This is a genomic window from Variovorax sp. GW823-FHT02B07 (assembly GCF_058797695.1).
This window is the reverse complement of record NZ_JBXAJX010000001.1, coordinates 2,328,616-2,341,563: the sequence shown is the minus strand read 5'-3', so window position 1 is coordinate 2,341,563 and position 12,948 is coordinate 2,328,616. Positions and strand designations below refer to the sequence as shown.

Genomic DNA, 12,948 nt, shown 5'->3' with positions numbered 1-12,948 from the left:
CTACCCGGCCCGCGCAGGCTGGCCGGTTGCCAGCCGCGCGGGGGCAGGGGGCTTAGGCCGCCAGCGCTTCGAGCTGGTCGGACAGCGCCAGCCAGCGCTCTTCGAGCTGCGCGATCTCGTCGTTGAGCGCCTTCAGCCGCTTGCCGGCGTCGGCGATCTCGGCGGGCGGCAGCGGTTCGGCCAGTCGGGCTTCGAGCGTGCTGCGCTCGGTGCTTGCCGCGGCCATGCGCTCGTCGATCTTGGCGATCTCCTTCTTCAGCGGCTTGGCCTGCTCGCTGCGCTGTTGGCGCTCCTGGGCGTCCTGCTTGCGCTGCTCGGGGGTGTTGCTGCTCTTCACTGGCGCTGCCGCTGCGGCGGCCGCAGCTGCCGCCGCCACGGCGTCCGCCTCGCGCACGGCCACCTTGGCCTCTTCGCGCAGGCGCTTGGATTCGTCGAGCAGGTAGCGCTGGTAGTCGTCCAGGTCGCCGTCGAAGTCGGTGACGACGCCGCGGCCCACGAGCCAGAACTCGTCGCACACCGAGCGCAGCAGCGCACGGTCGTGGCTCACCAGCATCAGCGTGCCTTCGAACTCGTTGAGCGCCACGGCCAGGGCCTCGCGGGTGGCCAGGTCCAGGTGGTTGGTGGGCTCGTCCAGCAGCAGCAGGTTGGGGCGCTGCCAGACCATCATCGCGAGCACGAGGCGGGCCTTTTCGCCGCCGCTCATGGTGCCCACGGGCTGCTTGACCATGTCGCCGCTGAAGTTGAAGCTGCCCAGGTAGCCGCGCAGGGCCTGCTCGCCGGTGGCTTCCTTGGCATTGCTGCCGAGTTCGCGCGCCATGCGCACCATGTGCTCGAGCGGGTTGTCCTGCGGGCGCAGCACGTCGAGTTCCTGCTGCGCGAAGTAGCCGATGTTCAGGCCCTTGCCTTCGGTGACCTGGCCGGCCAGTGCGCCCATTTCGCGCGCAATGGTCTTCACCAGCGTCGACTTGCCCTGGCCGTTGGCGCCCAGGATGCCGATGCGCTGGCCCGCCAGCACCGAGCGGCTGACGCCGCGCAGGATGGTCTTGGGCGCTTCGCCTTCGATCTCGTAGCCGAAGCTCGCGTTGTCGATCGAGAGCATCGGGTTCGGGATGTTGCCCGGCTCCTTGAACTCGAAAGTGAAGTCGGCCTCGGCCAGGAGCGGCGCCACCTTTTCCATGCGCTCCAGCGCCTTGACGCGGCTTTGCGCCTGCTTGGCCTTGCTGGCCTTGGCCTTGAAGCGGTCGATGAACTTCTGCAGGTGGGCGATTTTGTCCTGCTGCTTGCTGAAGGCCACCTGCTGCTGCTCCATCTGCAGCGCGCGCATGTCCTCGAACTTGCTGTAGTTGCCGCCGTAGCGCGTGAGCTGGGCGTTGGCGATGTGCAGGGTGACGTCGGTCACGGCGTCGAGAAACTCGCGGTCGTGGCTGATGACGATCATGGTGCCGGCGTACTTCTGCAGCCAGGCTTCGAGCCAGACGAGCGCGTCCAGGTCCAGGTGGTTGGTCGGTTCGTCGAGCAGCAGCAGGTCGCTCGGGCACATCAGCGCGCGGGCCAGCTGCAGGCGCATGCGCCAGCCGCCCGAGAAGCTGTTGACGGGCTCGTCGAGCTCGTGCGACTTGAAGCCCAGCCCCAGCACCAGCGCCTGCGCGCGCGGCACGGCGTCGTGCTCGCCGGCATCGGCCAGGTCGGTGTAGGCGTGGGCCAGCTCCATGCCGATGTCGGCGTCGTCGGGGTTCTCGGCGTAGGCGGCCTCGATGGCGGCCAGCGTGGCGCGCAGCTCGGTCAGGCGGGTGTCGCCGCCGACCACGAAGTCGGTGGCCGACTCCTCGGTCTCGGGCATGTCCTGTGCCACCTGGGCCATGCGCCACTGCTTGGGAATGTAGAAGTCGCCGCCGTCTTCGTGCAGCGTGCCGTTGAACAGCGCGAACAGCGACGACTTGCCGGCGCCGTTGCGTCCCACCAGGCCGACCTTTTCGCCGGGGTTGAGATTGACGGTGGCGCCGTCCAGCAGTTTCTTGGCGCTGCGGCGAAGAATGACGTTTTTGAGAGTAATCATGAAATAGGAACCGTAGGGGGGATTATCCCGTCCGACCTTCAGCGAGCCGGCGTGAAGGGGCAAAGGCGGACATCGCCCGATGAAAGGGGGCGCAGCCCGGAGGCTGCGTGCAAGGCGGTGAAGCGGGGGCGGCGGGCGTCGCTAACGCACGCCGGCGCCGGCCAGCAGCGCCGTCCGGGTGACCAGCAGCACCTGGTCTTCGCCGGCCGAGGTTTCGAGCCAGACCACCTCGAGCTGCGGAAACGCCGCCTCGAAGTAGTCGCGCTCGTTGCCGATTTCCAGGACCAGCACGGCCTGCTCGCTCATGCGGGCGGGCGCGTCGGCGAACAGTTGCCGCACGAAGTCCATGCCGTCGGTGCCACCGGCCAGCGCCAGTTCGGGCTCGGCGCGGTATTCGGCGGGCAGCGCGGCCATGCTGGCACTGTTCACGTAGGGCGGGTTGCACAGCACGAGGTCGTACATGCCGGGCACGTTCTTCAGGCCGTCCGATTCGATCAGCGTGACGCGGGTGTCGAGCGCGTGGCGCGTGACGTTGATGGCGGCCACTTCGAGCGCTTGCATCGACAGGTCGGCCGCATCCACCGTCACATCCGGGTAGGTGAGCGCCGCGAGCACCGCGAGGCTGCCGTTGCCTGTGCACAGGTCGAGCACGCGCTGCGTGTGTTCGCCCAGCCAGTAGTCGATGCTGCCGTCGGCGATGAGCTCGGCAATGAAGCTGCGCGGCACGATGGCGCGCTCGTCCACGTAGAAGGGCACGCCTTGCAGCCACGCTTCTTTCGTGAGGTAAGCGGCGGGCTTGCGCGTGGCAATGCGCTCGTCGATGAGGGCCACGACCTTGGCTGCATCGGCCGGCGACACGGGGGTGTCGGCCACGGCATCGATGTCGTCCAGCGGCTGCTTCAGGCGCCACAGCACGAGCCAGGCGGCTTCGTCGAAGGCGTTGGCGGTGCCGTGGCCGAAGGCCACGCCGGCGTCTTCGAGCCGCTTCGCGCCGGCTTCGATCAGTTCGATGACCGTGCTCATCGGTCGCCCTGGGCGAGCGCCGCGTCGAGCCCGCGCAGCGTGCGCAGGTAGATGTTCTTCAGCGTCTCGATCTCGGCGACTTCGATGTGCTCGTCGATCTTGTGGATGCTGGCATTCACCGGGCCGCATTCGACCACCTGCTTGCAGATCTTGGCGATGAAGCGCGCGTCGCTGGTGCCGCCGCTGGTCGACAGCTCGGTGTCCAGGCCGGTTTCTTCGCGGATCGCGGCCTGCACGGCCGTGACGAGCTCGCCCGGCGTGGTCAGGAAGGGCAGGCCGCCGACGGTCCAGGTCAGCGTGCAGTCGACGCCGTGTGCGTCGAGCACGGCGTGCACGCGCTGCTGCAGCGATTCGGGCGTCGATTCGGTCGAGAAGCGGAAATTGAAGTCGATCACCGCGCTGCCCGGAATGACATTGCTCGCGCCGGTGCCCGAATGGAAATTGCTGATCTGCCAGCTGGTGGGCTGGAAGTAGGGGTTGCTCTGCGCGTCCCAGCCGCCGACGGCATTGATCGCCACCAGCTCGGCCAGCGCAGGCGCCACCGCGTGCACCGGGTTCTTCGCCAGGTGCGGGTAGGCGATGTGGCCCTGCACGCCGTTCACCGTGAGCTTGCCGCTCATGGTGCCGCGGCGGCCGTTCTTGATCATGTCGCCGCAACGCGCGACCGAGGTGGGCTCGCCGACGATGCAGTAGTCGATGGTTTCACCGCGTGCGGCCAGCGCATTGCAGACGATCACGGTGCCGTCGACGCCGGGGCCTTCCTCGTCGCTGGTCAGCAGCAGGGCCAGCGTGAGTGCCGGGTCGGGCTCGCCCTGCAGGAATTCTTCGATGGAGGTCACGAAGGCCGCGACCGAGGTCTTCATGTCGCAGGCGCCGCGGCCGTAGAGCTTGCCGTCGCGGTGCGTGGGCGTGAACGGGTGGCTGCTCCACTGGTCGAGCGGGCCGGTGGGCACCACGTCGGTGTGGCCGGCGAAGACCAGCGTCTTCGTGGCCTTGCCGTTGGTGGGGCGGCGCACGGCCCAGAGGTTGGTGACCCGGAAATCGGCCGGGCCGCTCTCGATGGTTTCCAGCGTGAAGCCCAGCGCAGCGAGGCGTTCGCCCAGGATCTGTTGGCAACCCGCGTCGTCGGGGGTGACGGAAGGGCGCGAGATCAGTTGTTCGGCGAGCTGGAGCGTACGGGACATCGAGGGAGCGGGGATTAAGGGGCGGTCAGAACTTCACGTCGAGCGTGATGTCGGTGAAAGTCGGTTCGTCGAGCTGGTCGGTCAGGTCGCGATCCTCGGCCTGCTTCTTGGGCGCGTCGCGGTTCTGCAGGCGCCACATCAGGTTGGTGGGCGAGTCGGCGTTGGCCAGGCCTTCTTCGCGGGTCACACGCTCCTCGGTGATGAGGCGGGCGATGTCTTCCTCGAAGGTCTGCGAGCCTTCGGCCATCGACTGCTCCATGGCTTCCTTGACGCCGGAGAAGTCGCCCTTTTCGATCAGGTCGGCCACCAGTGCGGTGTTCAGCATCACTTCGAGCGCGGGCACGCGCCCGCCGGCCGGCGTGCGCAGCAGGCGCTGCGACACCACGGCGCGCAGCGCCGAGCCCAGGTCGCCCAGCAGGGTGGGGCGCACCTCGACCGGGAAGAAGCTCAGGATGCGGTTCAGCGCGCGGTAGCTGTTGTTGGCGTGCAGCGTGGCCACGCACAGGTGGCCCGACTGCGCGTAGGCAATGGCGGCCGTCATGGTGTCGCGGTCGCGGATTTCGCCGATCTGGATCACGTCGGGCGCCTGGCGCAGTGCGTTCTTCAGGGCCACCTGCAGCGAGGTGGTGTCGCTGCCCACGTCGCGCTGGTTCACCAGCGATTTCTTGTTGGTGTAGGTGAACTCGATCGGCTCTTCGACCGTGAGGATGTGGCCGCTGGCGTGCTCGTTGCGGTAGTCGAGCATCGAGGCCAGCGTGGTCGTCTTGCCCGCGCCGGTGGCGCCCACCATCAGGATCAGCCCGCGCTTTTCCATGATGAGCGACTTCAGGATGTCGGGCAGGTTCAGGTCGTCGAAGCTGGGGATGACCGAGGCGATGTGCCGCACCACCACGGCGTAGCTGCCGCGCTGGCGCATGGCGCTGATGCGGTAGTTGCCGGCGCCTTCGAGGGCGACGGCCATGTTGAGCTCGCCCGTGTTTTCCAGTTCCTGGATGCGGGCTTCGGGCACCACTTCCGACAACAGCGCCAGCGGCGCGGTCGGCGGCAGCACCTGCGCATTGATCGGCAGGCAGTTGCCGTTGATGCGGATCATCACCGGGGAGTGGGCCGAGAGGTAGATGTCGGAGGCCTTGCGCTCTGCCATCAAACGAAGAATCCGTTCCATCATGTTCATCGGTCTCTCTCCTCGGTGCTGTTTTTTTCTCAGGGAAGAAGCGAACCGGCCGCGCGCGGTGAAGCTGGCGGCCGGTGGTGGGGGCGTTTTAGTCGCGCAGCAGGTCGTTCAGGCTGGTCTTGGAGCGCGTTTGCGCGTCGACCGTCTTCACGATGACCGCAGCGTAGGTGCTGTAGTCCTGGCCCGACTTGGTCTTCTTGGGCAGGCTGCCGCTGATGACCACGCTGCCGGCGGGCACGCGGCCGTACGAGATCTCGCCGGTGTCGCGGTTGAAGATCGGGGTGCTCTGGCCCAGGTACACGCCCATGCCCAGCACCGAGTTCTCTTCGACGATCACGCCTTCGACGACTTCGGAGCGTGCGCCGATGAAGCAGTTGTCTTCGATGATGGTCGGGTTGGCTTGCAGCGGCTCGAGCACGCCGCCCAGGCCCACGCCGCCCGACAGGTGCACGTTGGCACCGACCTGCGCGCACGAACCGACGGTGGCCCAGGTGTCGACCATGGAGCCTTCGCCCACGTAGGCGCCGATGTTCACGTACGAAGGCATCAGGATCGCGCCCTTGGCGATGAAGCTGCCGCGGCGGGCCACGGCCGGCGGCACGATGCGCACGCCCGATTCCTTCAGCTCGGCGGCCGACAGGTGCGAGAACTTGGTCGGCACCTTGTCGTAGAAGCCCAGCGAGCCGGCCTGGATCTGCTCGTTGTCCTTCAGGCGGAACGACAGCAGCACGGCCTTCTTGATCCACTGGTGCACGGTCCACTGGCCCACGCCCTGGCGGGTGGCGACGCGCAGCTTGCCGTTGTTCAGCTCGGTGATCACGTGCTCGACGGCGTCACGCACTTCGGCGGGGGCGGCGGTGATCGAGATGTTGGCGCGGTCTTCCCACGCGGCGTCGATGATTTGTTGCAGTTGCTGTGTCATGGAGAGAGTCTCGGGTGAAAAAGGGGGCAGGGACGCGGGGCGACGGGGGTCAGCGGCGGCCGTCTTTGACGAACCGGACGATGCGCTGGGCGGCCTCGACGCACTCGGCCGTTTCGGCCACCAGCGCCATGCGGATGCGACCGCGGCCCGGGTTGGCGCTGTGGTCGGTGTCGCGCGCCAGATAGCTCCCCGGCAGAACCGTGACATTGTATTGAGCGTAGAGCGCGCGGGCGAAGGCTTCGTCGTCGCCAGCCCACACTTCGGGCACGCCGGCCCAGAGGTAGAAGCTGGCGTCGGGCAGGCGCACGTCGAGCACGGGTTCGAGCAGCGGCGTGACGGCGGCGAACTTGGCGCGGTACTGGGCGCGGTTGTCGACCACGTGCGACTCGTCGCCCCAGGCCGCGATGCTGGCGGCGGCCACGGCGCCGCTCATGGCGCTGCCGTGGTAGGTGCGGTAGAGCAGAAAGCCCTTGATGAGCGCCGCGTCGCCGGCCACGAAGCCGCTGCGCAGGCCGGGCACGTTGCTGCGCTTCGAAAGCGAGGTCAGCGCGATCAGGTTCTTGAAGTCGGGGCGGCCGAGCTTCATCGAGGCTTCCAGGCCGCTCAGCGGGGGCTCGTCGCGGAAGTAGATCTCGCTGTAGCACTCGTCGGCGGCAATCACGAAGCCGTGGCGGTCGGACAGCGCGAAGAGCTTCTTCCACTCGTCCAGAGACATCACCGCGCCCGTGGGATTGCCCGGTGAGCAGACGAACACGAGCTGGGTGCGGGCCCAGACGTCGTCGGGCACGCTGTCCCAGTCGACCGCGAAGTTGCGCGCGGGCACGCTGGGCACGTAGTACGGCTCGGCGCCCGAGAGCAGCGCCGCGCCCTCGTAGATTTGATAGAACGGGTTGGGCGACATCACCACCGGCTTCGGGTGGGCGCTGGCGTCGACCACGGTCTGGGCGAGCGAGAACAGCGCCTCGCGCGAGCCGTTGACCGGCAGCACCTGGGTGGTCGGGTCGAGCGTCAGGCTGTAGCGGCGATGCAGCCAATGGGTGAAGGCGGTGCGCAGTTTCAGCTCGCCGGCGGTGGCCGGGTAGGCGGCGAGGGCGCCGAGGCCGGCGCTCAAGGCGTCCTTGATGAAGGCCGGCGTGGCGTGCTTGGGCTCGCCGATGCCCAGGCTGATGGGGGCGAATTCGGGGGCGGGCGTGACGCCCGCGAACAGCTGCTTCAGCCGCTCGAACGGGTACGGCTGCAATTTGGCAAGCAAGGGATTCATGCCCCGGATTATCGGCGACGGGCCGGGCGGCCCGCACGCCCCGCGCCCCTTGGCCCGCTCAGCAAAGCGGGCGGTTGAACTGGCCGATCATGTTGGCGAAGTTCTGGTTGTAGCGGTTGGCCGCGTCGACGATGGCCGAGCGGCCCATGCGGGCCATCGCACCGGTTTCCTTGCGCTTGAACACGCCGTCCTTGGTGTCCTTGATCACCGAGCGCGACTGGCCGATGAACTCGTTGATCTGCAGCATGCCGCCGCTGCAGCTCTTGCCGTTCTGGGTCGACTGCTCGCTGGTTTTCTTGCTCCAGCCTGCGGCCGAGTCGGCCACCAGCGCCAGCGAGGCCTCGAAGGCGGCCAGCGCCTGCGGGTCGTTGGGCGCGGCGAACAGCGCCATGGCGTCGGCGTGGTTGAGCTTGCCGTGGTAGATCAGGCCGGCGCGATAGTAGGCGGCGGTGTCCTTGGGCGCCTTCTCGAAGGCTTCCCTGGTGAGCGCCCGGTCGCGGGCGCTCAGGCCCTTGTCGAAGGCCGCTTCGGCCTGGGCGACGGTGGTGAGCGCGGCCAGGTAGTCGGCGCTCATCTGGCGGGCCTTGTCGCCGTTGTCGGCGAGGTAGCCCTTGGAATTGGCGTAGTCATTGAGCTCGCGGCTCAGGGGCGACAGCACCTTGAGCGCGGCCGAGAAGGCCTTGGCCGATTCGTCGATCTCGGGCAGCGGCGCGGCGATGGCGGCGGCGGCATCGAGCTTCTTCGCCGAACGGTCGACCAGGATGTCGTTCTGGATGCGCAGGCTGGTGAGCGGCGCCTTGGCCTGCAGCAGTGGCACCTGGCCGGTCACGTAGCTTTCGCGGGCTTCCTGGAACGAGGTGCGCAGGTTGTTCGAGACGTCGACGTAGAGGTTGTACTTCTCGACGAGTTGCTGCTGGTCGTTGCCGGCCTGGGCGGCGGGCTTGGCTTCGGCGGAAGCGGGCGGGGCGGTCTTGTCCGCCTTGTCGCCGCAGCCCGCGACGAGCGCCGACACGGCGACGAGGGTGGCGCCCAGCAGGGCTTGGTAGTTCTTCATTCTTTCATTTCCTCCGTTGAAAAAAACAGCACGGGCAGGCCGCGGTATGGCGGCTTGCCGGAAAAACATCGTGGGGAGGAGCGCCGCTGCCTGAGGACAGCGGTCGAGGGGGCGGGATGGTCAGACGGCGGTGGCCGCGCTGCGCCGGTAGAAGGCGAGCGAGCCTGCCAGTGCCAGCAGCATGCCGCCGCAGGCGCGGTCGATCCAGCGCGTGGCCGACACCGTGAGCAGCCGGATCGCGCGGGCGCCGACGAAGGCGTAGGCCAGCATCACCGCCATGTCCAGCCCCGCGAAGATCAGCGCAATGATCAGGTACTGTGGCGCCTGCGCGGCGGTCGGGTCGATGAACTGCGGCAGCAGCGCCGAGCAGAAGATGTAGCCCTTGGGGTTGGTCACCGCCACCAGGAACGACTTGAAGAAGATGCGCCGGCTTTCGACCGCCGTGACGGTGGCCGCGGCGTCCGCGCTCGGCAGCTGGAAGCCGCCCTGGGAGCGCAGCATGCGCAGTCCGAGCCAGGCCAGGTAGACCGCGCCGACCCACTTGAGCATCGAGAACCAGAACTCCGAAGCCGCGAGCAGCGCGCCCAGGCCGAGCGCGACGGCGCCGACCAGCACGAAGTCGGACAGCACCGCGCCGAGCATGCCCGGCAGCGCCCGTCGCACGCCGTGGCGCGAGCCGTTGCTCAGGGCCAGCAGCACCGTGGGGCCGGGCGTGGCGATGGCCGCGAAGGCCACGATGGCGAACAGCAGGGCGGTGGCGAGCGTCATCGGGGCGTCTTTCTTCGGATGGGTTTCTTCTTCAGATCTTCTTGACCAGCACCTGGCTCTTGCGGTCCCAGTTGTACTTGCGCTTGCGCGCCTCGGGCAGCCAGTCGGGGTTGACCTGCTGGAAGCCGCGCTTGAGGAACCAGTGCATCGTGACCGTGGTGAGCACGAAGATGCTTTCCAGGCCCATGGCCTTGGCGCGGTGCTCGATGCGCTTGAGGATGCGTTCGCCGTCGCCCTGCGACTGCGACTGCGGCGACACCGTGAGCGCGGCCATTTCGGCGGTCTTCGCCTCGGGGTACGGGTACAGCGCCGCGCAGCCGAAGATCACGCCGTCGTGCTCGATGACCGTGTAGTGGCCCACGTCGCGCTCGATCTCGGTGCGGTCGCGCTTGACCAGCGTGCCGTCGCGCTCGAAGGGCTCGATGAGCTGCAGGATGCCGCCGATGTCGTCCACCGTGGCTTCGCGCAGGCTTTCGAGCTTTTCGTCGATGACCATGGTGCCGACGCCGTCGTGCACGTAGATCTCGAGCAGCAGCGAGCCGTCGAGCGCGAACGGCAGGATGTGGTTGCGTTCCACGCCGCCCTTGCAGGCCTTCACGCAGTGCTGCAGGTAGAAGGCGGTGTCGGTCGGCTTCTGCGCGGGCGGCAGCGAGGCCAGCAGCTTCTCGGCGGCGGCCAGCGGCAGTTCGGTGTCGATCGGGTTGTCCTCGCTCTCGGGCAGCTCGCTGTCCACGCGGATGCCCGGCACTTCGGTCAGGAAGATCAGCTTGTCGGCCTGGATCGAGATGGCCACGCTGGTCGCCACTTCTTCCATCGTCAGGTTGAAGGCCTCGCCGGTGGGCGAGAAGCCGAAGGGCGACATGAGCACCATCGCGCCGAAGTCGAGCGTGCGGCGGATGCCGGCCGCGTCCACCTTGCGCACCAGGCCCGAATGCTTGAAGTCCACCCCGTCGACCACGCCCACCGGGCGCGCGGTGATGAAGTTGCCCGAGATCACGCGCACCGTCGAGCCGGCCATGGGCGTGTTCGGCAGGCCCTGGCTGAAGGCGGCCTCGATCTCGTAGCGCAGCTGGCCCGCGGCCTCCTGCGCCGAGTCGAGCGCCACGGCGTCGGTGATGCGGATGCCGTGCGAGTACTTCGCCTCGTGGCCCTTGGCCGCCAGCTGCTCGTTGACCTGCGGGCGGAAGCCGTGCACCAGCACGATCTTGACGCCCATGCTCTGGATCAGGGCCAGGTCCTGCGCGATGTTCTGCAGCTTGCCCGCCGCGATGGCCTCACCCGCGAGCGCGACCACGAAGGTCTTGCCGCGGTGCGTGTGGATGTAGGGCGCGACCGAGCGGAACCAGGGCACGAAGGTGAAATTGAAGACGGTGGACATGGGGCGTGATTGTGCATTCTTGGCAAGGTTTTGGTGCAGCGCGTCATGCCAGGGCGCGCAGCAGCCGGCCGGCCCCGGCCGCGGCGGGCGTGCCGCGGGCCTTGAAGGCCTCGAGCTGGTCGGCGTAGGCGTCCAGCGGCTCCACCGCCGCCTCGGGCGCCCCCGCCGGCGCGGCCGGTGCCAGCGGCAGGCCGAGCAGTCCGGCGAGCTCGTCCGGCGCGATCGAACCGTGCGCCATCAGCGCATCGACCACCGCCATGAAGGCGGTGGCGTGCGCTTCGAGCAGGCCCAGCGCGCGGGTGTGTTCGCGCGCCAGGATGGCCTCGATCTCGCGGTTGGTGGCGGCCACGTCGGTGTTGAGGTTGTCGTTCGAATCGGTCGTCACGTCGGTGCGGCTCCAGCGGGTGCCGAAGCCCAGGTGGCGCACATGGCGCGCCGCCGTGGCGGTGGCCTGCATCAGGTCGCGCTCGGCGCCGGTGGTGCAGCCCGATTCGCCGAACACCAGCCGCTCGGCCGCGCGGCCGGCCAGGCTCACGCACACGCTGTCGAGCAGGTTGCGCTTGGACCACGCCTTGCGCTTCACGTAGCTGTTGTAGCCACCCTCGAACGAGGCCACGTTGATGCGGATCTCCTGCGGCGCGCGGCCGAAGAGCAGGGCGTACACCAGGCCGTGGCCGGCCTCGTGCACCGCGAGCAGCGCACGGAAGTCGGCGTTGGCGCGCTGCTTGAGCCGGTTCAGCTCCAGCGCCACCGGGAACTCGCGCCGCGCCAGCCGGAAGCGCGCGACCAGGCGCGGGCCGCCGGGCGTGACCTCGCCGGGGTCGAGCATCAGCCACACGGGCTCGCTGCCGTGCGCGCCCTGTTCGAGCGCCCACAGCGCGGCGTTGACCAGCGTCGCGCTCAGGATCGCGTGGATCGACGAGAACAGCGGGCGCGTGCCCTGCGCCGGGAACACGGCGTTGGCGTAGATCTGCTCGTACACGCTCGCGTCGAGCACGAAGCGCACGCCCGAGCTTTCCTGGATCTCGCTCACGTAGCGGTCGCAGATCGACAGGATCAGGCGCACGTAGGTGGCGCGGCTGAACGAGGGGTAGATCACGTGGTTGTTGCCCAGCCGCGCGACCTGCTCCGGCTTGAAGCGCTCGGCCAGCGCCTTCTTCACGTCGATGAGCGAGAGCTTCTTCGTCAGCGCGTGGAAGATGTCGGCGTCGGTGTCGCAGTCTTCCACCCGCTTGGCGGTCTCGGCGTACATCTCGTCGAGGTTGCCCGAGACGAAGACCAGCAGCTTGGAGTAGTCGGTTTCCCAGTTGTCCTGCGAAGCGCGGAAGGCGCGCAGCCGCGCCTGGATCTCGTCGGGCTTCCAGGTCATGATTTCGAGCAGCGACTCGCGCAGCTTCAGGCAGCGCTTGAACTCCTGCGCTTCCCAGGGCGAGAGCTGCAGGCGGCGCTTGCGCTTGGTCTTGCCAGCCTTGGCGCCGTCTTCTTCGTCTTCTTCGTCGTCGTCATCGGTGCGGCGGTCCTGGTCGTACTCGGCCCAGGCCAGCGACGACTCGATCTCGCTGAGCACCGACAGCGACGGCGGCAGGCGGCCGTCCGAGAGCAGCGCCCACACGTCCTGGTAGCGCTCCACGCGCGCCTCCTTGCCGCTGGCGTCCACGGTGCGAAAGCGCTGGAACTCGTCGAGCACGAGGATGCCGGGCGCGCCCTCGGCAATGCCCGACTCGGCCAGCATGGCCGAGATGGAGCCGGCAGTGCGATGGCCCGAGCCGTGGCTGAAGCCGTCCATCTGCACTTCGATGAAGCGGTCGTAGAAGCCCAGGTGCTGCGCCAGGCGCCGCACGAGCTGCGTCTTGCCGGTGCCGGTCAGGCCCCACAGGCAGATGACGACCGGGCGGCTGATGAGCTGCGGCAGCACGTACCAGGCGCGCAGCGAATCGATCACGCGATCGATGATCTCGTCGATGCCGAACAGCTCGGCCTTCAGCGAATGGGCAATGGCCTGCAGGTGGCGCGTGCGCTCGGCCAGCGTGGTGTGCAGGTCGCGGGAAATGTCTGGATGCGACATGAGGTTCTTTTTTCTTCGAATGATTCGGGACACGGAAACAGGAATGCGGCCGCTGCTCCACGC

General features: G+C 68.1%; 10 protein-coding genes. All 10 read right to left on the bottom strand.

Features of this window, described 5'->3' with window-relative positions:
* Positions 1-52: 52 nt before the first annotated feature.
* A complete protein-coding gene (locus tag AC1RGU_RS10960) occupies positions 53-2,056 on the bottom strand; it encodes an ABC-F family ATP-binding cassette domain-containing protein (RefSeq protein WP_492696413.1) in 2,004 nt (667 codons plus the stop codon).
* 141 nt (positions 2,057-2,197) lie between these two features.
* A complete protein-coding gene (prmB, locus tag AC1RGU_RS10955) occupies positions 2,198-3,079 on the bottom strand; it encodes a 50S ribosomal protein L3 N(5)-glutamine methyltransferase (RefSeq protein WP_492696412.1) in 882 nt (293 codons plus the stop codon).
* Positions 3,076-4,263: a succinyl-diaminopimelate desuccinylase gene (gene dapE, locus AC1RGU_RS10950; RefSeq protein ID WP_492696411.1), complete on the bottom strand. Its 1,188-nt coding sequence runs from the start codon at positions 4,261-4,263 to the stop codon at positions 3,076-3,078. The genes prmB and dapE overlap by 4 nt, the downstream gene beginning before the upstream one ends.
* Positions 4,264-4,288: 25 nt before the next feature.
* A complete protein-coding gene (locus AC1RGU_RS10945; protein ID WP_062470184.1) occupies positions 4,289-5,437 on the bottom strand; it encodes a PilT/PilU family type 4a pilus ATPase in 1,149 nt (382 codons plus the stop codon).
* An 88-nt stretch (positions 5,438-5,525) separates the two neighbouring features.
* Complete coding sequence (gene dapD / locus AC1RGU_RS10940; RefSeq protein WP_095745420.1) at positions 5,526-6,359, bottom strand: 2,3,4,5-tetrahydropyridine-2,6-dicarboxylate N-succinyltransferase; 834 nt, start codon at positions 6,357-6,359, stop codon at positions 5,526-5,528.
* Between the two features lie 49 nt (positions 6,360-6,408).
* The gene (gene dapC, locus AC1RGU_RS10935) at positions 6,409-7,620 is read right to left on the bottom strand and encodes a succinyldiaminopimelate transaminase (RefSeq protein WP_492696410.1); all 1,212 of its coding nucleotides are present in this window, start codon (positions 7,618-7,620) and stop codon (positions 6,409-6,411) included.
* A 58-nt stretch (positions 7,621-7,678) separates the two neighbouring features.
* Positions 7,679-8,674, bottom strand: a complete 996-nt coding sequence (locus tag AC1RGU_RS10930; RefSeq protein WP_095948637.1) for a DUF3829 domain-containing protein — start codon at positions 8,672-8,674, stop codon at positions 7,679-7,681.
* A 120-nt stretch (positions 8,675-8,794) separates the two neighbouring features.
* A complete protein-coding gene (locus AC1RGU_RS10925) occupies positions 8,795-9,442 on the bottom strand; it encodes a LysE family translocator (protein WP_062470196.1) in 648 nt (215 codons plus the stop codon).
* Between the two features lie 31 nt (positions 9,443-9,473).
* Positions 9,474-10,820: an amino-acid N-acetyltransferase gene (gene argA / locus AC1RGU_RS10920; protein ID WP_062470199.1), complete on the bottom strand. Its 1,347-nt coding sequence runs from the start codon at positions 10,818-10,820 to the stop codon at positions 9,474-9,476.
* Between the two features lie 43 nt (positions 10,821-10,863).
* Positions 10,864-12,885 carry an AAA family ATPase gene (locus AC1RGU_RS10915; protein WP_492696409.1) on the bottom strand — a complete coding sequence of 674 codons (2,022 nt, stop codon included), beginning with the start codon at positions 12,883-12,885 and terminating at the stop codon, positions 10,864-10,866.
* Positions 12,886-12,948: the final 63 nt, after the last annotated feature.